Raw genomic sequence first — 25,349 nt, 5'->3', positions numbered from 1 at the left:
CTTCATGCCATAGTCGGCGGGTGCCACCCCCGCCGTCCGGAGTCCCCGCAGTGAGCGCGGACGACCCGAACGCCCCGGCGACCTTCCCGGCGCTGGACACCATGCGAGCGATCGCGGCGATCGCGGTGCTCGCCACCCATGCGTCGTTCTGGGGTGGCGCCTATGCGCAGCCCGTGTTCGGTACGGCGTTGGCACGACTCGACATCGGGGTCGCCATCTTCTTCGTCCTCTCGGGGTTCCTGCTGGCGCGTCCGTTCCTGTCGCGCCACGCCCGCGGCCGGCCGGCACCCTCGACCGGGCGCTACCTGTGGAAGCGGGCGCTGCGGATCCTGCCCGTCTACGTGGTGGCCGTGGTCACCGCCTTGGTGCTGCTGCCCGGCAACGACGGGGCCGGCCCGACCACGTGGGTGAAGACCCTCCTCCTGGGCAACATCTACGTCGACGGCGGGCTCCCCGACGGGCTCACCCAGATGTGGAGCCTCAGCACCGAGGTGGCCTTCTACCTGGTGCTGCCCGTGCTCATGTGGGTCGCGCTCTCCCGCGGTCGGAGCGGGGCCGCGTCCGCGAGCCGGGTGGGCACCCTGGTGGGTGTCTTGGTGCTCGTGAACATGGCGTGGGTCCTCGACCTCGCCGCGCGGCTCGACCTCGAGGGAGCGACGCCCGCGCTCTGGCTGCCGTCCTACCTCACGTGGTTCTCGGTCGGCATCGTGCTCGCCGCGTGCGGCGTCCACCTCGACCAGGGCGGAGCCGACGGCGCGGGCGGCTGGTCGCGCTTCGCTGTCGCGGTGCGCGAGATGGGTCGTCTCCCGGGGGTCTGCTGGACCGCCGGCCTGGCCATCTTCGCGATCGCGGCGACGCCCATCGCCGGGCCGTCCACCCTCATCGCGCCCACCCTGGGCGAGGCCCTGGCCAAGAACCTCCTGTACGCCGCGGCGGCCGGTCTGCTCATCCTGCCGGGCATCTTCGCGGATCCCGGCGGCCGCTACGTCCGGGTGCTGTCACTGCCCCTGCTCCGCCATCTCGGCCACATCTCCTACGGCGTGTTCTGCATGCACCTCGTCATCCTCGAGCTGGTGGCGAGGTGGCTGGACCTCGAGCTGTTCCGGGGCAGGACCCTCGAGCTCTTCGCAGTCACCCTCGCGCTCAGCCTCCTCGTCGCCGAGCTGCTCTACTGGCTGCTCGAGCGACCGGCCATGCGCCTCAAGGACCTGAGCCGACCGGGCTCGAGGTCGACGGAGAGCAGCACGCCCAAGGCCACGGCCACCAGGAGCTGAGGCGCTCCGAGCGCTCCGGCCCACCCGTCGGACGACCCGAGCGGGCGCAGGGCGTAGTAGAGCGACGCGGCAGCGACCAGCAGGCCGGCCACCCATGAACGCGTGTCGACGTGACCCCACCTCGCGAGCAGGACGGCCATTGCCACCCCACCCGCGCCGCAGGCGAGCGCCGCCCACCCCGCCATCAGTCCGAGCGCGAGCAGACCACCCGCCACCAGGAGGACCGGTCTGATCCGCCGGGGCCTGAGGCCCGGCTGGGCGCCCGACGCGGTACGGCGTACCACCGCGAGGGCCGCCAGCAGAGCCAGCATCAGCAGGCCGACCGCCAGGGCCGCGCGATACCAGCGGTCCGGCCCGTAGGAGATCTCGACCCGCTCGACCGGCCCCGTGAGCTGCCACCCCTGCTGCCAGCCGTCCACCGTCACGGGGGTCACCTCACCGGGGCCCGGAGCGGAGGCCACCCAGCCCTCGTTCTGGTTCTCGCGGACCGCGGCCAACGCAGCTCCGCCGCCCGGCGGGAGGACCAGCACACGGGAGACCGGCGAGTCGTCCTCGAGGTCCACGGGGGACACGATCGCCGGGGGGCGGTCCCCGGTGCGCATCAGGACCCGTACCCCGCGGAACGCGGGAGCCGGCGAGAGGACGACCCGCGTCGAGCCGCTGGGCACGTCGACCGTGGGTGGCCCGCAGACCCTCGCCGGCAGCGCGCCGCCCGAGAAGAGCTGCTGGGGCGACGCCGTCACCGCGGTCGGGTAGAGCCCGATGCCCACTCGCAGCGTCGGCCCGAACTCGCACCCCAGGTCGACCGGCACGTCGGAGAGCTCGATCGGCAGCAGCCCGGTGCCGCCGAGACGCAGCTCGCTGACCCCGACGCCGAGCGGCTCGCGGGTGCCGTCCAGGTGCAGGCTCTCGGTCGTCCGGGCAGCGACCAGGCGCACGTCGACGCGGGTGGCCCGGAACGGCTCCACCTCGGCGCGGCCCGTGTCGTCGAGCTCGACCGTCTGCCGCCCACCGGGGTAGTCGAGGACGAGCCGAGTCGCCTCGGAGGCCGCGGCCTGACGGTCCAGGGCCACGTGCACGGCACGAACGGTCCGCTCCTTCAGCCACTCGAGCGACAACGTCGGGTGCTCGTCGTCGGGGTCGGCGGTCCACGTGGTGCCGGGGTCGCCGTCGATGGCGGCCACGGCCGAGGCCCGGGCGTCCTGCACGGCCGACGACGACGAGCGCACGTTCACGAGCTGGTCGCGCTGGATCAGCCCCTGGAGAGCCTGGCCGTCCACCGGGGCCGCCATCGCCGAGACCTCGTAGGCAGCACCGGTCCCGAGCCGGAGAGTGCGGTCGAGCGCCCCCGGCTCCTCGCCGACCCGGGCCCGCCCGGCGGCACACCGTACGTCGTCGTCGACGCTCACGCAGGCCTCGCGCCATCCGGCAGTGGCCGACAGCAGGACGAGGTCGGGGGATCCCCACGCAGCCTCGACCAGGGGCAGCACGAGGGTGCGGTCGACGTCGACCCCTGGGATCTGGATCTCGGCCACCCGGAACGGGCCCACGTGGGGGGCGGCGCGGAGCACCCGGACCGCGGAGGTACGGCCCGGCGGCAGCGGGATCGTCACCGGTTGGCCCGGGGGCGCGGGGTAGGACTCGCTCAACCCTTGGTCGGTCTCCACCTGGATGCGTTCGACCTGGTCGACCTCGTCGCCCTCCTCGCCGGCCGCGACGACCGTGACCTGCGCGACGGACAAGGGGTTCTCGAGCTCGAGCTCGACCCAGGGCAGCCCGTCCTGCCCGTCCGACTCCCACGCGGTGTTCGTGAGCCCGTCGTAGGCGGCGAACGGCAGGGTCTCCGGCAGCACGGGACCCGACGTGTCCGCGAAGGCCCGCGACGAGGAAGCCGTCACCGACCTGGCGCCGAGGATCTGTGCCTGGGTCTCCCACCGAGCCTCACCCAGCGAGTAGTCGCGGGCCGGAGCACCACGCCGGCCCGTGTCATCGGGCTCGAGGGTCGCCGACCTGCCGTCGTGGATGCGCGCAAAGCTGGCCTCACGCCGGCGCAGGCCGTCGGTGAGGATCAGGTCGTCGGTCGCGATCCCCTCCGGTGCGTCGACCGCAAGGATGGTCGGCTCGTCACCGAGCTCCCCCACGTCCAGGAGGTCGAGCAGGCTCTCGGGGCCCCCGACGACGACCGGGCCGGAGGAGGCAACGACCGCCGGGTGGGCGCCGAGCACCTCGTAGATCTCGACCGCCGGGTAGCGCTCGACCCACCCGTCTTCCACCAGCGTGCTCTCCCCGTCCTCCTCGATCCGCACGGGGCTGCCCTGGTCGGGTCCGAACTCCGCAACCCGTTGGATCCCGGGCGAGCCGTCGAGGACCTGGTGGACCAGCACGGGTGGCGGCTGGTCGTTTCCACGCAGGTCGTTGCGCACCACGAGGTGGCCGATCCCCGCGCGGCGCAGATACCGCGCCAGACCCGCAGATGGGCGACCCGAGACCAGCTGGTCCTCGATGGCGTCGAGCATCCTGATGTTGCCGGCCGGAGCGAGGGGGACGGCGTTGCGCACCGCCCACCTCGAGGCCGCCAGCGACTGCAGCGGCTCGTCGTCCGGATCGCCCCACACGTAGAAGGCGAAGCTGGAGCCCGGGACCAGCAGGGCGGTGGTGCCGTCGGAGTTCTGGTCGAGCCAGTCGGCCGTGTTCGACCAGTACTGGGGCACCGCCTCGAAGCTGTTGGCCGGGCTGAGCCGGCCGGTGAGTGCGGGACCGGCCGCTCCGGCGACCGAGATCAGGCACACGACCAGCACACCGGCATAGGCCAGGCGGTCGCCGGAGCGGCGTACGTCGTGCTCTCGCTGGCCCGCGCCGTCCCTCGCCTGCTCCCGCAGGACGCCGAGCAGGTGCGCGAGCCCCAGCACGACCGGGATGCGGATGACCGGGTCGAACTTGTGCACGTTGCGCAACGGCGCGAGCGCCGCGTCGAGAGCCTCCCGCTCCGTGCCGGCGAACCAGCCCTGGAGGACGCCCCCGTGTCCCGCGGTGACCATGAGCAGCCCGAGGAGGGTGGCGAGCACGAGGAACTGTCGGTGGGGGTTCTGCCGGATGGTCATGCCGACGACCCCCGCCAGCAGCAGGACACCACTGTTCAGTGCGAGATAGCTGGTCGAGATCAGGTCGTTGCCCGCGAGCCAGGTGGAGTCGACGAACGGGACCCAGTGCGAGGTGCCCCGCAGGGAGTCGAACAGGGTCGTCGGGAGGGTGGTGACGCTCGCGGTCTCGATGTAGTCGAGGAACGGTGGGCTGAAGCGGCCGAGGAGGAGCAGCGGCACCAGCCACCAGGCCGTCCCCAGGACGACGAAGAGCGGCCACCAGGTCATCAGCGCGCGACGGCGCGGACCGGGCTCCCGGGTCAGCAGCCACAGGGCGCCCAGCGGGATCACGGCGAACGTCGCGGCGGCGTTGACGCCACCCACCGCGGCCACGGCCAGCCCCGACAGGAGAGCCGCGCGACGCGGTGACCCCCGGGACGCGCCGACGACCAGGGGCACGAGGACCCACGGGGCGAGCGCGCTTGGCCACGCCTCGATGGAGATCGGCCCGATCGTCGTCAGGATCCGCGGCGACAGGGCGTAGGCGAATCCAGCCACGAGGCGCGTGGTCGGCGTCCCGAGCCCCAACGCCTCAGCGAGCTTGACCATGCCGACGAAGGCCACGCCCAGCAGGAGCGACCACCAGAGCCGCTGCACCACCCAGCCCGGGATCGTGAGCTGCTCGCCCAGCCAGAAGAAGGGCCCCATCGGGAAGAGGTATCCGTAGGCCTGGTTCTGCACCTGGCCGAAGCCACCCTGGGGGTCCCACAGGTGCAGGGAGCGCGCCAGCATCCCAGCCGGGTTGACGACGAGGTCGAACTTGGTGTCCCCCACCAGCTGCCCCGGCCGCTGCGAGAACGCGACGGCGGCCAGGACGAGGGCGCAGGCAGCGAGCCGGAAGCGCCGCGTGACCTGGTCCACCGCCGGAGGTGCCGAGCCGCTCATCGCCTCTTGAGCACGATCACCAGGTTCCAGGTGACGAGCTCACGGACGACGGGTACGCGAGTGAGCCACCAGGCGAAGGCCGGGTTGTACCTCGGCAGGATGTCGATGACCTCGGCGCCGGTCTGAGCGCGCGCCCACGCGAGGCCCGCCTTGACCGTCACCGGGAACAACGACTCGCCGTACCGGTTCTTGGGCTCCCGGCCGTGCCGGCGGCGGTAGCGCTCCCGGGCGCGCTGGCCTCCGAGGAAGTGCCACGGTGCGGTCTCGTGCCCGCCCCAAGGTCCGTACCAGACGGTGTAGGAGACGAAGGTGATGCCGCCGGGCTTGGTCACTCGCACCATCTCCTCAGCCATCCGCCACGGCTCCGCGACGTGCTCCAGGACATTGGAGGAGTAGCAGACGTCGACCGTCGCGTCGCCGAACGGCAGCTGCATGCCGCTGCCGATCACCGTCCCCGGCGCGATGTCGCCCAGGCCCGAGAGCTCACCGACGTCCGCGTCGAGCGAGACGTAGGTGCTCTTCCTGGCCTTGAATGCGTCGCGGAAGTAGCCGGGCCCACCGCCCACGTCGAGCACCGTCTTCCCGGCCAGGTCGACGTAGTGCTCGAGGTGGTTCGCGGAGTCCGCAGCGAGCGCCCCGTAGAAGATGTCGGGGCGGGTCTGCTCCAGCCGGAACGCCTTGAAGAGCCTGACCGATCGCCGCAGCGTCGGCGCCCAGGACGAGCCTTCTGAGGAGCGGTCCGGGGTCACCGGGCGACCCTATCCGATCCCCCGGGGGCGATCGGACCGCCCGAAGTGCGCCCGGTGGACCGGGCGCGTCGCTGTGCTCTAATACGTGACGTGGCCGCCAGCACCGCTGTGACGCTCGAGGACACACCGCCCAACCGCACCCCGGCCACCCGTGGTGCGCAGGTGGCCGCGCTGACCGGCCTGCGTGGCTTCGCCGCCATGATGGTCGTGGTCATCCACGTGTCGGGACGCACCGATTACGAGTGGCTGGGGATCACCGACCTCGGCGTGCTCATCCTGTTCGTCCTGTCCGGCTACCTGCTCTACCGCCCGTGGGGCCGCTGGGGGATGCAGGTCGCGGCCCGGCCGTCGCTGCGGCAGTTCACCCGTCGCCGGCTGGCGCGCATCTTCCCGGCCTTCCTCGTCGTGGCGATGGTCGTCACCTTGCTCGATCCCCCTTCGCGCCCGGGGACGCCCGGCGGATGGGTGCGGCTGCTGACGCTGACCTGGATCTACGAGCCGGGCCAGCTGCCGGTCGCCCTCCTCCATACCTGGAGCCTCGCGACCGAGCTCTCCTGGTACGTCGCCGTGCCGGTGCTGCTGGGGGGTGCCGCCGTCGTGGCGCGCACCCGGTCGCCGAAGGTCGGGTTCTGGCTGACGACCGCACTGCTCGCTGCGGCGTTCCCGGTCACCGCAGCGTGGCGATGGTGGGTGCACGCCGAGGACCTGACGATCTACTTCACCTACTCGTTCTGGCTCCCTGGGTTCCTCGCCGCGTTCGCCTGCGGCGCGCTCGTGGCTCACCTGGCCGAAGGCCGCCGGGCTGGCCTGGTCTCGATGGGAGGGTTGGGGCGTGTTGCTGCAGACCCCTGGACGCTGCTGGTCGCGGCGCTCGCCCTCACGTTGCTGGGCACCTCGTCCCTGGGCGGACCGGCGGGCTTTGCGCCGCGCACCTTTGCGGAGGAGCAGCTCTCTTTCGCCTGCGCGACCCTCGCCGCAACGATCCTGCTGGTGGGCATCGTCTTCGGGGAGCCCTCGTCACCGCTCTCCCGGTTCATGGGCGCGACCTGGCTCGTGGCGACAGGCCGCTGGTCCTACAGCATCTACCTGTGGCACCTGCCGTTGATCGTGATCCTCGAGGCCGACGTCGCCTACCCCACGGGACTCCATGGCCTTGCCTACCGCCTGGCGCTGCTTCTAGCGCTGACCCTTCCCCTCAGCGCCGCCACCTACGCGTGGGTCGAGCGGCCGGCCATCCGGTGGTCACAGGGGCTCACGCCGTTCGGCGCCGACCCGGACCCGGGGACCTCTACGACGCCACCTGCGGGTGCGGATCAGGACCGGCCGCCTGCGGCCGACCTCCCGCGCGACGGCAGGAGCCCGACGACTGCCAGCAGCAGCACCAACCCCCAGCCGATGGCCCCCGCCCCCGCCCAGTCGCGGAGGGTCTCCGCGGAGGAGTAGCGCAGCTCCACACGCGTCACACCGGGTGGGACCTGCCATCCCTGCGCCCAGCCGTCGAGCGTCACCGGCACCAGCGCGCCCTCGTCGGTCATGGCGTCCCACCCGCTGTCGGCGGGCACGGCCACGGCGAGCGTCCGCTCGGTCGAGACGTCCTCCAGGTCGACCAGGACCGAGTCCTCGCCGGCGCCCAGCACGGGAGCCACGAGAGGGACAGGGCGGTCGGACAGCACCTCGATCTCCTCCCCTCCCGGCCGGAAGGGCCCGCCCTCCTGCGCCAGCAGCAGGCCCTGGGGTGCCCACGCGTACGACGCGGGCACCCGCACCTCGACCTCACCGGCGTCCAGGCGCACCGAGCGGCAGAGCGACGCCCGCACCATGTGCCCGTTGACGACGTCAGCGGCGGAGGTGCTCACCCGCGTCTGGTACGACCGTCCGTCGAGCTCGACCTCAGGACCACTGCCGCAGGGCAGGTCGTGCACTCCCGAGGAGTCGTAGCGGACCGCGGGACCGCCGATGATGTCCACCTCCGCCACCGCGATCGGGACATGGCGGAGCGCACTCGTGAGCGGGTCGAGAGAGATCCGGCCCGTGTCCTCGAGCACGGTGATCACCAGCTGCCGGGTGCGCACGGGGGGGATGACCACCCAACCGCCCCCCCGCACGTCCGCCTCGGTGGCCGGTGGTCCGGTCGTCGAGGGGTCTGCGTCGTCCCGCTGCGCGACGACGCGTACCCGCGTCGGCACGGACGCGGCACCATCGTCAGGAGTCTCCAGGCGGAGTCCCAAGACCTTCGTGCTCTCGGGCCAGGTCAGGGTGAGGGTGGGCGTCGGGTCATCGAACGCCGGCCTCCACGCCGTGGACGCGTCGCCGTCGGCAGCCGCCTGGGGACGCGTCACCAGGTCGGCGACGACGACGCTGGACCCCGATGCCACGACGGTGGGGCGCCCCAGCCGATCGGCGAGCGCTGCCGCGTCGGCTGTGTGGCTCGCTCGCGCCCAGGCGAGGCCGGTCACCGCGGTGGGCTCCGCGACGGTGAGCACGCGCTCGATCGCTCCGACGTCCGGTCCGGCGACGGAGATGCTCCCGTTGCACACGGTCGGCAGGCCCTGGGTCGCCGGCTGGCTCAGGACGGCCGGGACGCAGTGTGCGCTGCTGCCTCGCTCTGCCCCGAGGACCCACGTCGTCGGCGCGGGACCCACCACGACCAGCTGGTCTCGCACCCTCACCCCTGGGATGGTCACCTCCGCGATCCCCACGCTGTCTCGTGGCGTCGTGGTCCCGGCGACCTCGCTCACCCGGATGCGCAGGTGGGCCGAGCGAGGCAGCGAGTCCAGCGTGAGGAGCCCGTTGACGGGGACTGCCAGATCCATCGAGCCGTGGTCGGTCGACACCTCGAGCTGCGTCACGACGTGGCCGCCGAAGGGGTTGGTGACGAGCTGCACAGCGGTTCCCGCGAGGTCCGCCGGCGCCTCGAGGTCGATCTCCCACCACTGGCCCCGGCCCGCGCCCCGACGCGACTGCCACGCCGTGAAGACGTTGCCGTCGACCGCCGCGTAGGCGTCCGTACCCTGCTGGCGGAGGTCGCCTGAGACTGCTGCTGCCGTCGACGAGGCTGCGACCGAGCGCACCCCGGTGACGCGCCTGACCGCCGTCGTCGCGGGAGAGGCGTCGGCGGGGACCAGGGACCGAGGCTCATCGGCGGCCAGAGCCGGTCCGTAGGGGTCGACCGCGACCCGCTGGTCGACGTCACGTCTGCGCGCGCTGTCGGAGAGGACGACGGGGTCGCCGGACGAGCCGTCCTGGAGGCGGACCGCGCGGGCCCCCAGCACGCCGGCGTCATCCAGGTCGGCCACGGCGCCGGGGTCGCCGACGACGTCGAGCGGGGCACCGGCGTAGACGAAGCCGCTCGCCGGCTCTGGCACGGACCAGATCTCCACCCGCTCTGTCGGGGCGCGGACTCCGAGGTCGATGAGCATCTCCGGGGACGTCCCCCCTGCGTCCAGTACGGCGACGGGTCGAGCGTCCTGCTCGGCGAGCGCGGACCGGACGAGTGCCAGCGAGGCCACGGCGTCCGAACCGTCCGGATCCCCCAGGTGAACGAGCACGTAGCCGACGCCGAGCCTGCTCAGGGCCCGCTGGGTGCCGGGACCGCCGTCCCCCCTGCTGAGGCGCGTGACGACCTCGTCCAGCGCGGCGGTCGCGGCGGCACCCGACGTCGGGAGCGAGCCACGACCGACCCAGGGCCTGGCTCCCAGCGCCACCGCCAGTGAGTGCTCGGGCGGCTCCTGGGCGGTCGCGGGCAGCACCAGGACCCGACCTGGTGGGGCCGACCGGGACCAGGCGGCGACCTCGGCGGCAAGAGCCGCGCGCTCGTCGTCGCCGGCGGGTCGCTCCGCTGCTGCGGCGGCCAGCCCAGCCGTCGCGGTGAGCACGATCGCGGCACCGACGACCAGCTCCGCGAGCACCCTGCGCGGTAACGGCCACGGCCGCCGGTCGCGCGGGAGCCGTGCGGTCAGGTGGCCGATCAGCGGCGTCCACGCGACAAGCGCGGCCACGCTGAGCCAGCCGAGCACGGGCGCCAGCACGGCGTGGGTCGGGTCCTCCCCAGTCGGCGCCAGGACGGGCAGCTCGTCGCCCACGAAGGCCCAAGCCGTCACCGCAACGACGGAGGCGGCGGCGAGTCCCCCTACGAAGCCCCTCTCGGTTCCTTGCGCCCTCAGAGCCAGCGCCGCTGCCACGGCAAGGAGCGGCCCGGCCGCGACCGCGACGAGCAGCACAGGAGCCAGTCCCGGCCGCCCGACGCCCTGGGCCAGGGCCTCGCCCAGGCCGGGCTCCCCGACCAGTGCAGACACGTCACGGGCACGATCGTGCTCCCACACGTACGCCGCGACCCACCACGCCGAGGCCGCTGCGGCGAGCACCACGAACCGCGCCGCCGCCAGCAGCCGGCCACGCGCCCGCACGGCCCCTGCCACCAGACCCGCGAGGAGCGCGGCAAATGCCCAGCCCGGGCTGCCGAAGCCGGCGAGACCGATCCAGGCGGCAGCGGCAGCCGCGGGTCTCCACCCGAGGCCCCGGACGAGGAGCGGGCCGACCACCCACGGCAGTGCTGCCGCTGCGAGCCCGTCGGTCGGTGAGCGGAGCACGGCGGCGACGACGACCGGCCCGGAGCTGAACAGCACCGCGGCGACCCACGGTGACCACGAGGCGCCCGGGGACAGCGCCCGGGCGAGCCGGATCGCGCCCCACAGGGCGAGGACGAGCACCAGCACCCGCCACGTCACCTGCAGCGCCTCGGCGGACAGGTCCAGGGGCGCGCACAGCCAGTGCCAGCCGGCCAGCGGCAGGTCCCGGAGTCCCTGCGCCGACGCACCACCCAGGGCACCAAGGTCGCTCCAGCCGTCCGCGGCCCGCGCGAAGGCACCCTCGGGGTCACTGCCGACTCGCGCCGCCTGCGGCGTCACGGGCTGCGACAGGGAGGTCCGGACCGCGATGACGCCGACGAGCGCGGTGACGACCAGGGTCCGCCCTCCCGCGGTCATCATCGGCCCACTCCCTCGGGCTGGCCGGACAGCATCCGCCCGGCGACGAGGCCGACGACGAGCGCCACGATGGCATCGGACGCCGGCGGAGGCGCCATGACGGGAGCGGGGTCGGCGATCGCGATCAACACTGCGAACAGGAGTGCCGAGCCGACGGCGACGCTCAACCCGGGCAGCGCTGCGCGCCGCGTGACGTGACCGGCCGCGGCGCCTGCCAGCAGCGGCACCGACATGACGGCGAGGGCGAGACCCCCCACGAGCAGACCGACGACGCGCAGCGTGACGGTGGCCGCGGTACGTCGAGCCGGCGCCGGGGGGCGACCCTCGGAGCCCCGGAAGCGCTCGGGTCGACGCCGCGACAGCGCGAGGGTCATCAGGGTCAGCAAGGCGAGGAGCGCGGCCACCGACAGGCCGAGGACCAGGCTGAGGCGGAACGCGTCCTGAGGCTCGAACGACATCTCGACGACGCCGTCGGTCCCGGCCGGCACGCGCCATCCCTGCTTCCAGCCGTCGAGCACGACGGAGTCGAGTGTCCTGCCGTCGACGGTGGCCCGCCAGCCGCGGTTGTAGCTCTGCGGCAGCACGAGCACCGCCTCCTCCTCGGCGTCGACCTCGACGACACGCTCGGACGAGGACCAGGACGTGACCTCACTGGTGGGTGGCGCCGACCGGACCGCCACAGTGGGCGCGCTGGGCGTGAGCCACAGGCTCGACACGGCGAAGCCCTCAGCGTTGGTGACCTTGAGCCGTTGGGCGCCTCGGTGAAGGACGACGTCGTCATCCCCACAGACTTGGAGGTCGAGCGGGGCACCGGTGACCACGTCCCCGATCGTTCCGGTCACGCCCGTCTCGAACGTCGCGCCGCCTACCTCGATGGTGGGGCCGAAGCCGCAGGGCACGCCGGTCGCGGCCGTCGGGTCGGGGGTGTGCCGCAGGTCCTCCAGTCCGTCGATCTCGAGCTCGGAGATGCCCACCCCGTCCGAGTGGCTGGGATCCACCAGGGCCGTGATGTTCAGCCTCTGGGTGCGGATCGGGGTCATCACCCCCGCCCGCGGACCGGTCGTCGCCACGAGCTGCGTGGCGCCGTCGGGGGTCATCGGGTCCACGCGCAGGAACTCCGGCAGGTAGCCCTCCTGGCCCTGTCTCAGCACAGCGCGGATCCCCGTGATGACTCGCTTGCGCTGCCAGCTCAGCTGCAGGCCGGGGGCCGGATCCAGCGGCGAGGCGTACCACCCGGTGTCGGTGAGACCGTCGAACGCCTGGGCGGCACCCACGGCGGGGTCACCGGCGAACGTCGTCGTCGAGACCACGGTCACCTGCGCCGGCGAGAGCGGCGTCAGGAGCTGCTCGGTCACCCGCCCGTGCGTCGCGACGACCCGCCCGGCGAGCCGCCACTCCCCCGTGGCAACGACGTCGAAGGTGCGGTCGAACCCAGGAGTCTCCGACGTCTCCCGCTGCCAGCCCTGGCTGCAGGCGACCCCCTGGGACGTGGTGCGGCAGGCGCGCTCAGGCGCCTCGCTGGAGAGGTGCACCGTGGTCTGCGGCGTTGCCTTGCCGGGCAGGCGGAGGCTGCGCGTGATCCGGTGGTCACTCATGACGAAGCCCGCCAGGCGCACCTGGCGCCGTCCCGTGGCGGCCTCGACCACCGTCATCCTGACCCGGGTGGTCCGGGTCCCGGGCAGGTTGACGGCCTCCGTCCGACCGTCGGCCGGGACCGGGACGGTCACCTCGCCGTCGTCCGTGGTGAGCCGTACGACGGACACCTGGGCGCCGCCCTGGACGTCGAACTGGAGCTCGACCTGCCCCGGATCGACCGGCCGGTCGAACTGCGCCTCGATCCACTGGTCCTCGGGCGGGCTGAATGGAGCCGACGCCCAGGCCGTGAAGGCCGAGTCGTCGAAGGCCGCGTAGGGGTGCTCCTCAGGCCGCACCGGGCCGAACACGTCGGCGTATCCGCCTGAGCTCGAGGCCCGCAGCTGCTCCGCCCCGTCGTACTCGGCCGTCGTGGTGGCCGCCGGCACTGAGCCGCCGACGTAGTCGTGGACCGGCCGATGGAAGCGGAAGTCGTCGCCGGCCGTCATCACGCCCGAGACGGCCGAGTGCACGCGACCGAAGGTGCGTTCGACCCTGCGGTTGCTGTCGGTGAGGATGTCCACGGTCTCGCCGTCCTCGCCCTCTGCGAGCACCGTGGGCTGGTCGGCACCGAGCAGGCCGTCCGCGACCAGGTCGCTCACGACCTCGGGACCCCCCTGGACCACCTGCAGGTCGGCCCACTCCGCAATTCCCGCACGTGGGTCCCGGGCCCCGCCGCCCAGCGACAACACCTCGACCTCCGGCTCACCGGCGGCGGTCTGACCGAAGCGCGCAACGGAGACGACGTCCGGGTCGCCCCCCAGCGATGCGTACACGGCCTCGGCCGGAGGCGCGTCGGTCTCCTCGTCGTCCAGGTCGTTGCGCACCACCACGTGGGTCACGCCCAGCCGGCGGATCGCGTCGACCAGCCCCGCCTGCGGTCGCCCGGCCTCGACCAGGCGCTCGATGGAGTCGAGGTAGCGAAGAGTGCCGGCGGGCGCGACCGTCACCTGGGCCCGGGAGATCCAGGGAGGAGCATCGAGCACCTGGATGGGCTCGTCGATCGTGCGCCCCCAGTACTGCGCCGCGACGCCGGCGCCCGGGAGGACGATGGCGCTGACCGGGCCGGGCTCGGAGCTGAGGAACGCCGCCGCCTGCCGCCACGAGGTCGAGATGTCCTCCGCGCCTCCCTCCGTCCGCAGCTGCCCCGAGATCGCCGGTAGGGCCGCCGCCGCGACAAGGGCGGCCACAACGCCCGCGAGCGCCGCTCTCACCGGTCTGGTCGTGGCGACGGGTCTGGGGCTCGAGGCGAGCAGTCGCGGAAGCCCGACGCTCACGAAGCCCCCGACGCCCAGACTGAGCGGGAGGCGCACCAGCGGGTCGAACTTGTGCACGTTGCGCAGCGGGGCCAACCAGGTGTCGAGGGCGTCGATCCACGCGCCGGACAGCACCGAGCCGGCCCAGCCGCCGGTGCCTACCGTGAGCACGAACATGCCCGCCAGCAGCGAGACCATGAGCACGCGCCGTTGCCACAGCCCGGCCTGCGCCAGGCCGAGGAGGCCCAGCCCGGCGACCGCCACCGTCGTGAGAAGCAGGACGGGTGACCTTGCGAGCGCGTGGCCACCGGACAGGCCGGCACCGCCTCCGTCCGGGAGGAAGGCCACCCAGTGACTGGTCCCGCGCAGCGAGGACAGCCATCCCGTCACGCTCGCCGTGTTGGTCGCAGACTCGATGAAGTCGAGGAAGGGCGGCCCATAGCCGCCGAGCAGGAACAACGGCACGAGCCACCAGAGGCTGGCCAGCAGCACCAGGACGCTCCACACCGTGACGTCGCGGACCCGCCGTCGCCAGGTGCGCCCCTCCCCCAGTGCGAGCAGCAGGCCGGGGAACACCAGGCAGGCCAGGACCAGCGTGGCATTCTGCCCGCCCATCCACGAGACCGAGGCGCCTGACCACAGGAGGGCGACAGCCCAGTGCAGCCTCCCCCGCAGGTAGAGCACGAGCGGCAGCACGGTCCAGGGGAGCACTGCGGCCGGCAGCGCCTCGCCGCTGAGGGTCCCCACGGTGGTCAGCACGCGCGGCGCCAGCATGTAGGTCAGCCCCGCGACCACGGCGCCCCACCTCGTGACTCCCGGCCAGTACGACGCCAGGCGCCGAGCGCCGCCGTAGGCGAGCAGCATGACCGCGGCGGACCACAGCCGTTCCCAGAGCCACATCGGCAGCCCGAGGGCGTCGCCGAGCAGGAACGCCGGACCCATGGGGAACAGGAACCCCGACGCCTGGTTCTGCAGCCCGCCGATGGCCCAGTCGGCGTTCCAGAGGCTCAGGCTGCGGTCGATGAACCCGGCGGGGTTGAACTGCAGGTCGAGCTTGGTGTCGAAGGTGACCAGGCCGGGCTGCTGGAAGACGTTGAGCACCATGACCAGCGCGACGATGCCGACCGTGACCCAGCCGTGGCGCTGCCTGCCGGTGACACCTGCGGGTCCGTCAGTGGCCGAGTGTTCGCCGGACACTGAACCCGCCTTCCACTGCGATCGACCGTGCCGGCGGAGTCTATATGCTGCACCGATCCGCACGGCCGCCTCTCACCCCTAGGAACCGCCTTTATGCCCGAGCGCACGACGCCGCAGTTCCCGGACGTCTGGGAGATCGCCTCCGCAGTTCCGGGGTGGCTGACCGAGGCGCAGGCGGAGCTGCTCTGGCAGACGGCTCTGGCCTGTCCGGGCGCCCCGATGGTGGTCGAGATCGGAAGCCACGAAGGGCGCTCCACGATCATGCTGGCGGCCGCTGCTGCATCCTCGGGCGGGCGGGTGGTGGCGATCGACCCGTTCGTCGAGGGTCGACTCTTCGGTGGCTCCAAGACCCGGGACTCCTTCGAGAAGAACCTCGCCGAGGCGGGGCTCAGCGAGTCCGTCGACCTCCTGGCGGAGTACAGCACTCGCGCCCGGCCCTCGTGGGTGCGCCCGATCGACTACCTCTACATCGACGGCAAGCACGACTACTGGACGCTGTCGGACGACCTCAAGTGGGCCGACCACCTGCCCGACGGCGCGCCCGTGCTCATCCACGACTGCTTCTCGTCCATCGGAGTCACGCTCGGCATCCTGGCGCACGTGCTGCCGTCGCGCAGGCTGACCTACGAGCGACGCGTCGGCTCGCTCGCGTTGTTCCGGGTGACGCCTCCCACCATGGCAGCCCGGCGCCGGATCCTCGCCGAACTCCCGTGGTGGCTGCGCAACGTCGCGGTCAAGGTGATGCTGCGGCTGCGAATGCGGCGCACGGCCGCGGCGGTCTTCGGCCACCGCGACGCCTTCGACCCCTACTAGGGGCCGTCCGGACTCCCAGGATCCCCGGTTCCAGAACATCCCCGGCGCCCCTTGCGTACCATGGAGCGCATGCAGGGAGGGAACCCGGCATCTGTTCGTGATCGTCACATTGTCTTCTTCAACTGGCGCGACACCGCCAACCCTGAGGGCGGTGGCTCGGAGCGGTATGTCGAGACGATGGCGCGCGGACTCGTGGAGCACGGGGCACGCGTGACGATCTTCTGCGCCGCGCACGACCTGGCGCCTTCGGACGAGGTCGTCGACGGGGTCCGCTACGTCCGGCGGGGCAACCACGTGGACGTCTACCTCCACGGCCTCCTGAGCCTGTGGCGCCGTCGGTTCGGCCGGGTGGACCTGGTGGTGGACGTGCAGAACGGCCTCCCGTTCTTCACCCGTCTCGCCACGACCAAGCCGGTCGTCGTACTGGTCCACCACGTGCACCGCGAGCAGTGGCCGGTGGTCTACCCCGGGCTCGTCGGCAAGGTGGGCTGGTGGATCGAGCGCCGACTGGCTCCGCTCCTCTACCGCCGGTGCCAGTACATCGCCGTGTCGCGAGCGACCCGCGCCGAGCTCGTGGGCTTGGGCGTGGCGAAGAAGAGAATCGCCATCGTTCACAACGGGACGGCGCCGCCGCCGTCGGTCTCGGCGGAGAAGACCCGTCACCCCTCACTGGTCGTCGTCAGCCGGCTGGTGCCCCACAAGCAGATCGAGCACGCCATCGACGCCGCGGTGGCGCTGCGCGACACCTACCCCGACCTCGAGCTCTGCGTGATCGGGAGCGGCTGGTGGGAGGACGACCTCCGCAAGTACGCCGCCGAGGTCGGCGGAGGCGACATCGTCGTCTTCGAGGGGCACGTCACCGAGGAGCGCAAGCACGAGATCCTGGCCCGGTCCTGGGTCATGCTGCTGCCTTCCCTCAAGGAGGGCTGGGGTCTGGTCATCGGAGAAGCCGGCGCCCACGGTGTGCCGACGGTCGCCTACAGCTCGGCCGGCGGGACCCGCGAGTCCATCGAGCACGAGCGCTCGGGCGTGCTGGTCGACGACCACGAGGGATACGTGCGGGCCGTCCGGGACCTGATGGGCGACGCCGACCGTCGCACCCGGCTCGGCGCCGGGGCCAGGAAGATGTCGCGGGCGTTCACGTGGACGCACTCCCAGGAGTCCTTTGCCCGCATCCTCGTGGAGGTGTCCGCCCGGCGGCGCGTGAGCGTGGAGGACCCCGCCGGCCCGTGAGTGGTGCCGGCCCCAAAAGTGCGGGGACGCCGAAAGCGGCCCCAAGCTTTCGCTGAGGGCCGCCCTGGAACGTGATGTGTTACGGGTTGGTGCCGTACTCGAGGACCGACTCATCCGGGTTGACAGATCCGGACGTCGCGGTCTGGACGACGCCGAAAGCAGTCGCTGCTGCCAGGCCGACGCCTACCAGTACGGACGCTCCCCCTACGATCAATGACTGCACGTTTGTCTCCCATTCCCTCGTCCCCACGAACATACCATCGAGTCACAGCAAGCGTGGCTTTTCCGGCCGCCTGCGCGTCCGCCTCACAGCGACGAGGGCCAGGCAGCCAAGGACGCTTGCTCCTGCGACGGTCCAGGCGGCCCAGAGCGTGAGCTCCTCGGCGCTACCCGGCTCCGGCGGGTCGGAACGCGGCAGCTCCCACACCACCAGCCGGCTCCCCTCATGCACCACCCGCAGGGTGCGCAAGCCGGCCTCCGGACCCGGCTGGGCCAGCATGGCCGCCGTCTCCTTGTCGAGGAGCACCCACCGGATCCCCTCGTCGCCCAGGCGGTCGACCAGCTCCGAGGCGGGCAGGTCGCGCGCGAGGTCGGCGGCGACGCGCCGGGCTCGCTCGTCCTCTCCCGGAACGGCCACCTTGGACACGACGAGGGTGTCGTCTGCAAGGTAGTTGGGGGTCATGAAGCGGCCCAGGGGGTCCAGGCTCCGGCGACCCTCGTTCCACGTGGGCAACCGGTAGGAGCGGAAGGGCAGGAGCAGCAGGTCGCCCTCGCTCCCACCTGACCTCTCCTCGATCGCGGTCCGGGCCTCGGCGTACTCGGCAGGGAAGCTGACCGAGTGGAGCCTGCCGGCCAGCCCGAGGCCGAGGTCCGGCAACAGGGCCAGCGGCACGAGCACCACCGAGGTGGCCAGCACCAGCCGCGCAGGGCGGACGCGGACCTTCTCGATGATGGCGGCGGCGCCCAGCCCGAACAGGCAGGCCTCGAGCGGTGCCAGCAGGGCGACGAAGCGCGACCCGTCCCGGAAGAGCCCGCCGCCGGGCACGGTGGAGGCGACCCAGGCCATGGCGTCGGGAGCCAGGCTGCCGGAAAGAGCCACCAGGAGGCCGACGACGGCGGCGGCCGCGAGCGCGTGCCTGTCGCGCCTCTCGACCGTGCCCCTCCACCGCCGCAGGCCCGCGATCGCCACGACCACGGTGACGAGCAGCATCAGCACCGCGGGCGCGGCAGTGCGTGACGCAGGGACGACCTCGGCGTTCCAGATGCCTCCGAGCCCCAGCAGGGTCAGCGGCAGGCCGAGGACCCCCTCGCCGCGGGCGGCGAAGACCTCGACGCCCGCGGGGTCGCTCAGCGCCGCGCCGCCCTTCCAGACGCCGGCCACCAGCCAGGGGGCATTGACGGCCACGGCTCCGGCGACCACCCATATCGAGCGCCGGACCGCCTCCCGATCCCGCCCCACCACGCAGAGCAGCGCGAGCGCGGTCGCGATCACTCCCCCGGCAGCGCTGAGGCTGGCGAGTGCCAGCCAGAGCATCATCGCCGGGAGCGTGCGCTCGCCCGCGCGGGCCCGGCGCGCGGAGTCGACCAGCCACGGCAGACACGCGTAGGTCAGGAGCAGGGGCCAGTGGCCGATCCCGAGTCGCTCTGCGACGAACGGGTTCCACACGTAGAACGAGGTGGCCGCTAGCTGGGCGGTGAGGTTGTCGGCGGGCACGAGCCTCCGGGCGCCCATCCCCGCGAGTCCCAGCGCGAGGACGAGTAGGAGCTTCTGCAGCACCTGACCGGGCAGCACCTCGTCGACGAGCGACACCACGGCATCCGACGGCACCGCTCTCGGCAGCCCGGACCCCAGGCCCAGGAAGTCAGAGCGGAACGCGAGGTCGGGCACGAAGACCATGTCGTAGGTCAGCACATAGCCCGGGCGGAGCAGCGGCAGCAGCACGAGCAGGCTCAGCACCCACGGCCAGACGCGGGCGACGACGAGCTTGACCGGGGTCACGAGCGACGTGCTCGCGTCGCCGTGGTCATGAGCGAAACGTATCCCGTCGCACCCGGCTCCGTCGCTGCCGCGCGGCGCGGCGCACGGGGCGCCGCTCAGACCGACCGCCGACGCCGGGCGCTTTGACACTGTGCCAGACTCCCCGGCGTGATGGTGGGGGACGGCAGCTGGCGCCACCGCGTCTCCTCCAGCCTGCGTGGCGGGGGCTCGATCGCCGTAGGGCTCGGGTTCATGAACGTGGCGACGTACGGCTTCACTATCGTCGCGGCCCGGGTGCTCGGCCCACGTTCCTACGGCGCCCTCGCCGGCGTGATGGCGACGTTGCTGGTCGTCGGAGTGCTACAGCTGGGCCTGCAGGCGACCGCCGCACGCCGGATCTCGGCCGACCCCGGTCACGTCGCCCAGATCGAGCGCTCCATCCTGACCCTCACCTACCGGACCGCAGCCGGGATCGGGATCCTGATGCTCGTGCTCGCGCCTCTCGTCAACGCGGCGCTGCGCCTGGACAACCTCATCACCGCGGTTGTCCTGGCCGTCTGCGTCGTACCGCTGACGATCATGGGCGGACTGGCCGGGATCCTGCAGGGGGAACGCCGCTGGACCCAGCTCGCGCTGCTCTACGCTGCGGGCGGGGTGCCGCGCCTGGTGGTCGGCACCGCGTTGATCCTGTGGCAGCCGAGTGAGCTCAGCGCGCTGGTGGGGGTCACGATCGGCTTTCTCGCCCCGGTCGCGGTGGGCTGGTGGTTCCTGCGCCTCAACCGCGAGCCCGGGGAGACCAGCGAGCGTCATCGCCTCCGACCGATGGTCGGCGAGATCCTGCACAACTCTCAGGCGCTGCTGGCGCTCTTCGCCCTGTCCAACGTCGACATCATCATGGCCCGCAACCTGCTCTCCGACCACGACTCCGGGCTCTACGCCGGCGGGCTGATCCTGACCAAGGCACTGCTGTTCCTGCCGCAGTTCGTGGTCGTCGTCGCCTTCCCGGCGATGTCCACCGCCGCGGAGAGGCGGCGCGCCCTGACCCGCTCTCTCGCCATCGTCGCGGCGATCGGCGCAGTCGGCACGATCGCCTCCGCGGCACTCTCCGGCCTGGCGCTGGTCTTCGTCGGTGGCGGGGAGTACGACGACGTGCAGGGCCGCCTGTGGATGTTCGCGATCCTGGGCACCGTCTTGTCGATGCTGCAGCTGCTCGTCTACTCCGTTCTGGCCCGCCAGGGGCAGCACTCGGTCTACCTGGTGTGGATCGCGTTCGTGACGCTGATCGGCCTGGGGTTGCTCGCAGACTCGATCGACCAGCTGCTGGTCACCGTCCTCGCGATCGACGGTGCGCTGTTCGCCGTACTGCTGGGGCTCAGCCTCGTGCTCGTGCGCCAGCCGCTCCAGCCCGACGAGGATGCCGCGGGGGTTCCCCCCGCCTCGGTCTGAGGTCTGCCGGCTGCGGTCAGTGCGCCGCTTCGTGCCAGCTGTGGCCGGTGCCGACGGAGACGTCGAGCGGCACGGTCAGCTGGGCCGCCTTGCCCATCTGCTCGCGCACGAGGGCGTCGAGGCGCTCCCGCTCCCCCTCGGCCACCTCGAAGACGAGCTCGTCGTGCACCTGGAGGAGCATCCGTGAGCGAAGCCCGTCTGCCTCGATCGCGCGCTGGACGTTGAGCATCGCGATCTTGATCAGGTCGGCGGCCGAGCCCTGGATGGGCGCGTTGAGCGCCATCCGCTCCGCCATCTCGCGACGCTGACGGTTGTCGCTGGTGAGGTCGGGCAGGTAGCGGCGCCGGCCCATGATCGTCTCGGTGTAGCCGGTCTTGCGGGCCTCGTCGACCACGCCCCCGAGGTAGTCGCGGATGCCGCCGAACGTCTCGAAGTACTCGTCCATCAGGCCACGTGCCTCGGCCGGCTCGATGCCGAGCTGCTGGGACAGCCCGAACGCCGACAGCCCGTAGGCCAGGCCGTAGTTCATCGCCTTGATCTTGGCGCGCATCTCGACCGTGACCGCGTCGGCCGGCACGTCGAAGACCCGGGACGCGGTGATCGAGTGGAAGTCCTGGCCGGAGCGGAACGCCTCGATCAACAGGGCGTCCTCGGAGAGGTGCGCCATGATCCGCATCTCGATCTGGCTGTAGTCGGCCGTCATCAGGCAGTCGTAGCCGACACCGACCACGCTCTGCCCGACGACGAAGGCTTCGCGGATCCGCCGGCCCTCCTCGGTGCGGACCGGGATGTTCTGCAGGTTGGGATCGGTGCTCGACAGCCGCCCGGTCGCCGCGATGGTCTGGTTGAACGTCGTGTGGATGCGGCCGTCGGGGGCGACGGTCTTGAGCAGGCCCTCGATCGTCTGGCGCAGCCGGATCACGTCACGGTGGCGCAGCAGGTGCTCGAGGAACGGGTGCTCGGTCTTGACGTAGAGCGCCTGGAGGGCGTCGGCGTCGGTGGTGTAGCCGGTCTTGGTGCGCTTGGTCTTGGGCATGTCGAGCTCGTCGAAGAGGACGACCTGGAGCTGCTTGGGCGAGCCCAGGTTGATCTCCTTGCCGATCGCGTCGTAGGCCGACTCTGCGGCCTTGCGCACCTCGGCGTCGAACTCGCCCGAGAGCGCCTCGAGGTGGTCGACGTCGACCGCGATGCCGGTCTGCTCCATCAGGGTGAGCAGCTCGACCAGCGGCAGCTCCATGTCGGCGAGCAGCCGGGTGCCGCCGTGCTCCTCGATCGCGACGTCGAGCGCCTCGGACAGCTCGAGCACCGCACGGGCGTGGAGCATCGCGGTGGCCGCGGCGTCGTCGCCACCACCCTCGACGGAGTCGAAGAGCGCGTCCTGCTCGCTCTCCTGCTCCTGGCGCAGCTCGCGCCGGAGGTAGCGCACGGTGAGGTCGGCCAGGTCGTAGGAGCGCTGGTCGGGCCGCACGAGGTAGGCCGCGAGAGCGGTGTCGGAGGCCACGCCCTTGAGGGTCCAGCCGTGGGCCGCGAGAGCCAGCGCCGGCCCCTTGGCGTCGTGGAGCACCTTGGGCTTGGCCGGGTCTGCCAGCCAGGCGGCGAGCGCCGCGTCGTCGGCCGGGCCGAGGTCGGCCAGGTCGACGTAGGCGGCACGCGAGGCCGTGGCGAGGGCGAGTGCCTCCAGCCGGCCGGTGCCGGCACCCCAGACCCCGCGGGCGTGGACGCCCACGCGCTCGGTGCCGAGCTCGGCCAGCCAGGCGCCGACGGCGCCGGGCTCCAGCACGTCGCCGTCGAGGTCGAAGCCAGGCCCGTCGACGTCCTCCTCCGACTCGAGGGTCTCGAAGAGCCGGTCGCGCAGCACCCGGAACTCGAGGCCGTCGAAGAGGGTGTGCACCTCGGTGCGGTCCCACGGCTGTACGGCGAGGTCGGTCGGCCGAAGCTCGAGGTCGAGGTCGGTCACCAGGCGGTTGAGCTGGCGGTTGCGCAGCACGTCGCCGAGGTGGGCGCGCAGCGCCTCGCCCTTCTTGCCGGGGATCTCGTCGGCGTGCAGGACCACGTTGTCGAGGCCGTCGTACTGGTTGATCCACTTGGCGGCGTAGCCCACGCCGACCCCGGGCACGCCGGGGAGGTTGTCGGAGGTCTCCCCCACGAGTGCGGCGATCTCGGGGTAGCGCTCGGGCGGGACGCCGTACTTGTTCTGCACCCACTCGGGGGTCATCCGGGCCAGGTCGGACACGCCGCGCATGGGGTAGAGCACCGTCGAGGTGTCGGTGACGAGCTGGATGGAGTCGCGGTCACCGGTGAGGATCAGCACCTCCATGTCGTCGGCGAGCGCCTGGGTGGCCAGCGTTGCGATGATGTCGTCGGCCTCGAAGCCGTCCTTCTTCAGGAACGGGATGCGCAGCGCCTGCAGCACCTCCTCGATCAGCGGCAGCTGGCTGCTGAACTCAGTCGGAGTCTTGTTGCGGCCGGCCTTGTACTCGGCGTACTCGGCCAGCCGGAAGGTCTGGCGCGACACGTCGAAGGCGACCGCCAGGTGGGTCGGCTTCTCGTCGCGCAGCACGTTGATGAGCATCGAGGTGAAGCCGTAGACGGCGTTGGTGTGCTGGCCGGTGGTCGTCGAGAAGTTCTCGACGGGGAGCGCGAAGAACGCCCGGTAGGCCAGCGAGTGGCCGTCGAGCAGCAGCAGGCGCGGACGGTCGGGCGTGGGAGCGTCGGGCACTCGGCGACTCTATCCATGACCACCGACAGGGCGCTGCGCGCGGTCGGCGAGAATGGGGCCATGACCGACGATGAGAAGGCCGTGTCCATCGAGGAGTTCCTCGCCCAGATGCCGATGGGAGCCCTCAACGAGAAGATGGGGGTCGAGCTGCTCGAGGTGTCCGCCGAGCGGATCGTGGCCACGATGCCCGTCGAGGGCAACACCCAGCCCTACGGACTGCTCCACGGCGGTGCGTCGGTCGTGCTCGCCGAGAGCCTGGGCTCGATCGGGTCCGCGCTGCACGCCCACCCCGACAAGGTGTCGGTCGGCGTCGACATCAACGCCACCCACCACCGCTCGGCCACCTCCGGGGTGGTCACCGGCGTCGCCACCCCGATCCACCTGGGTCGCACGAGTGCCTGCTTCGAGGTGGTCGTCTCCGACGAGCGCGGCAAGCGCGTGTGCACCGCGCGCATCACGTGCGCGCTGGTCCCGGCGGAGCGGTTCGGTCGCTGACCGACCTGTGAGTCAGCCGCCGGGGGTGGTCTGGGCGCGGCGCATCGAGCGCCGCGCGGCCAGCACCCGGGTGAGCTGACGGCCGCTGGTCGCGGCCAGCGCCGGCCGCTGCGCGGTCAGCTTGGCGCGTACGGCGACCGTCGGCGCGAGCCGGAGCATCGCGTGGGGACCGAGTCCGAGCCTGGCCATGAAGCGGTTGGCGTCGCGTGAGGCCGACGCGGCCGCCGTACCGACATGGGCGACGCCAAGCTCTTCGGCGAAGCTCACCGCGCTCTCCATCAGCAGCCGGCCGATACCGTGGCGGCGGTAGTGCGGGAACACGTGGGGCGAGATCGCCTGCACGACCTGCTCGAGGTTGATCGGCGTCAGCGTGGTGACCCGCAGCAGCACCGCACCGGCGACCGCGCCGTCCTGGTCGGCGACGATCAGCCGCTGCTCGGGAGACGCGGCAGCCTTCTTGATGACGAGCTCGAGGTCGGCGATGTGGTCGTGACGGTCGGCGCGACGCAGGGCGTCGGCCCACAGCTCGGCCAGGGCCGGCGCGTCCGCGAGCTCAGCGCATCGAAGCGACACCAACGAACGGCTCATCTGCTACGCCTTTCACCAGACTTCGGCACTTAGTGGAGTACGACTGCGCTGCCACTCCCCCGCGTGCACCTCCGCACCCGAAGACTACGCTCAGCCCGCCCGTCTTGTCAGAGGAGTCCCCGATGCCCGGTATCGGCACCGCCGTGAATGTCGCCACCGTCCTGGTGGGGGCCATCCTGGGGCGCCTGCTCGGCAACCGGCTCCCGGTGCGCACCCGCGACCTGGTCACCGACGCACTCGGCCTGGTCACACTGCTGATCGCGGGCACGTCGGCGATGGCGGTGCTGGACTCCGACCTCTCCGCCCGGGTCGGGGACAGCGCGCCGATGCTGATCGTGCTGGGCTCTCTCGTGCTCGGCGGGATCGTCGGCTCGCTGCTGCGGCTCGAGGTGCGGGTGGAGTCGGTGGGCGGCTGGCTGCAGCGACGCCTGGCCGGTGAGACCGGGTCAGTGGAGCGACACCGGTTCATCGAGGGCTTCGTGGTGTCCTCGCTGCTCTTCTGCACCGGCCCTCTCACCATCCTGGGGTCGCTCAACGACGGCCTGGGCAACGGCGCCGACCAGCTGTTCCTGAAGTCAACGCTGGACGGCTTCGCGGCGATCGCGTTCGCCGCGTCCTTCGGGTGGGGCGTCGCCGCCTCCGCCATCACCGTGGTGGTGGTCCAGGGCGGGCTGACACTGGTGGGCGTGCTGCTCGGCGACGTCCTCCCGGACGCCCAGCTCGCCGCGATCACCGCGACGGGCGGCCTCCTGCTGGTGGGCGTGGCCCTGCGGCTGCTGCGGATCCGGGAGATCCCGGTCGCCGACCTGCTGCCCGCCCTGCTGATCGCACCGACGCTGGTGGCGCTGGTGGCGGCCCTCCACTGAGTCCGGGGCTCCTACCCCGAACGGGAGTACGAGCGAAGCGAGTACTCCCAATGGCAGGACGTAGTCCTGCCACTACTCCCAATGGCAGGACGT

The 25,349-nt window shown here is 72.2% G+C and carries 13 protein-coding genes and 1 pseudogene; 7 read left to right on the top strand and 7 right to left on the bottom strand.

The window, feature by feature from the left end; all coding sequences use genetic code 11:
* Positions 1 to 50 precede the first annotated feature (50 nt).
* Entirely contained in the window at positions 51 to 1,274 is a 1,224-nt protein-coding gene (locus BLR90_RS02160) for an acyltransferase family protein (protein ID WP_170254212.1), read from the top strand.
* On the opposite strand, the gene BLR90_RS02155 is transcribed toward BLR90_RS02160, so the two are convergent.
* Both BLR90_RS02155 and BLR90_RS02150 read right to left on the bottom strand, forming a co-directional pair.
* The gene (locus BLR90_RS02155) at positions 1,169 to 5,299 is read right to left on the bottom strand and encodes an alpha-(1->3)-arabinofuranosyltransferase (RefSeq protein WP_091022123.1); all 4,131 of its coding nucleotides are present in this window, start codon (positions 5,297 to 5,299) and stop codon (positions 1,169 to 1,171) included. The two genes, BLR90_RS02160 and BLR90_RS02155, sit on opposite strands and share 106 nt — an antisense overlap.
* Entirely contained in the window at positions 5,296 to 6,048 is a 753-nt protein-coding gene (locus BLR90_RS02150) for a class I SAM-dependent methyltransferase (protein ID WP_091022122.1), read from the bottom strand. The genes BLR90_RS02155 and BLR90_RS02150 overlap by 4 nt, the downstream gene beginning before the upstream one ends.
* Positions 6,049 to 6,093: 45 nt before the next feature.
* Here BLR90_RS02150 and BLR90_RS21390 point away from each other — a divergent pair.
* Positions 6,094 to 7,245 (top strand): annotated as a pseudogene (locus tag BLR90_RS21390) (acyltransferase family protein); the annotation flags it as partial.
* A 116-nt stretch (positions 7,246 to 7,361) separates the two neighbouring features.
* On the opposite strand, the gene BLR90_RS21715 reads toward BLR90_RS21390, so the two are convergent.
* Complete coding sequence (locus BLR90_RS21715; protein ID WP_170254213.1) at positions 7,362 to 11,036, bottom strand: alpha-(1->3)-arabinofuranosyltransferase domain-containing protein; 3,675 nt, start codon at positions 11,034 to 11,036, stop codon at positions 7,362 to 7,364.
* Entirely contained in the window at positions 11,033 to 15,118 is a 4,086-nt protein-coding gene (locus BLR90_RS02125; protein ID WP_091022114.1) for an alpha-(1->3)-arabinofuranosyltransferase domain-containing protein, read from the bottom strand. The genes BLR90_RS21715 and BLR90_RS02125 overlap by 4 nt, the downstream gene beginning before the upstream one ends.
* A gap of 93 nt (positions 15,119 to 15,211) precedes the next feature.
* Here BLR90_RS02125 and BLR90_RS02120 point away from each other — a divergent pair, with 93 nt between their 5' ends.
* Positions 15,212 to 15,931: a class I SAM-dependent methyltransferase gene (locus BLR90_RS02120; RefSeq protein WP_218029311.1), complete on the top strand. Its 720-nt coding sequence runs from the start codon at positions 15,212 to 15,214 to the stop codon at positions 15,929 to 15,931.
* A gap of 69 nt (positions 15,932 to 16,000) precedes the next feature.
* On the top strand, positions 16,001 to 17,164 hold the full coding sequence (locus BLR90_RS02115; RefSeq protein ID WP_091022112.1) for a glycosyltransferase family 4 protein: 1,164 nt from the start codon (positions 16,001 to 16,003) through the stop codon (positions 17,162 to 17,164).
* 265 nt (positions 17,165 to 17,429) lie between these two features.
* On the opposite strand, the gene BLR90_RS02110 is transcribed toward BLR90_RS02115, so the two are convergent.
* Positions 17,430 to 19,292: an MmpA family trehalose lipid delivery protein gene (locus BLR90_RS02110; protein ID WP_143016076.1), complete on the bottom strand. Its 1,863-nt coding sequence runs from the start codon at positions 19,290 to 19,292 to the stop codon at positions 17,430 to 17,432.
* 21 nt (positions 19,293 to 19,313) lie between these two features.
* Here BLR90_RS02110 and BLR90_RS02105 point away from each other — a divergent pair, with 21 nt between their 5' ends.
* Entirely contained in the window at positions 19,314 to 20,588 is a 1,275-nt protein-coding gene (locus tag BLR90_RS02105; protein WP_091022108.1) for a lipopolysaccharide biosynthesis protein, read from the top strand.
* Between the two features lie 16 nt (positions 20,589 to 20,604).
* On the opposite strand, the gene polA is transcribed toward BLR90_RS02105, so the two are convergent.
* The gene (polA, locus tag BLR90_RS02100) at positions 20,605 to 23,307 is read right to left on the bottom strand and encodes a DNA polymerase I (protein WP_091022106.1); all 2,703 of its coding nucleotides are present in this window, start codon (positions 23,305 to 23,307) and stop codon (positions 20,605 to 20,607) included.
* Between the two features lie 60 nt (positions 23,308 to 23,367).
* Between polA and BLR90_RS02095 the strand changes: the two genes are divergently transcribed.
* The gene (locus BLR90_RS02095; RefSeq protein WP_091023174.1) at positions 23,368 to 23,802 is read left to right on the top strand and encodes a hotdog fold thioesterase; all 435 of its coding nucleotides are present in this window, start codon (positions 23,368 to 23,370) and stop codon (positions 23,800 to 23,802) included.
* Between the two features lie 12 nt (positions 23,803 to 23,814).
* Here BLR90_RS02095 and BLR90_RS02090 read toward each other — a convergent pair whose 3' ends face one another.
* Complete coding sequence (locus BLR90_RS02090; protein WP_245715112.1) at positions 23,815 to 24,390, bottom strand: GNAT family N-acetyltransferase; 576 nt, start codon at positions 24,388 to 24,390, stop codon at positions 23,815 to 23,817.
* A 122-nt stretch (positions 24,391 to 24,512) separates the two neighbouring features.
* On the opposite strand from BLR90_RS02090, the gene BLR90_RS02085 reads away from it, so the two are divergent.
* Complete coding sequence (locus BLR90_RS02085; protein WP_091022103.1) at positions 24,513 to 25,256, top strand: DUF554 domain-containing protein; 744 nt, start codon at positions 24,513 to 24,515, stop codon at positions 25,254 to 25,256.
* Positions 25,257 to 25,349: the final 93 nt, after the last annotated feature.

This window comes from Nocardioides szechwanensis, assembly GCF_900103935.1.
Classification (GTDB): domain Bacteria; phylum Actinomycetota; class Actinomycetes; order Propionibacteriales; family Nocardioidaceae; genus Nocardioides; species Nocardioides szechwanensis.
The sequence above is the reverse complement of the archived record's forward strand: the minus strand, read 5'-3'. Positions and strand labels throughout refer to the sequence as shown.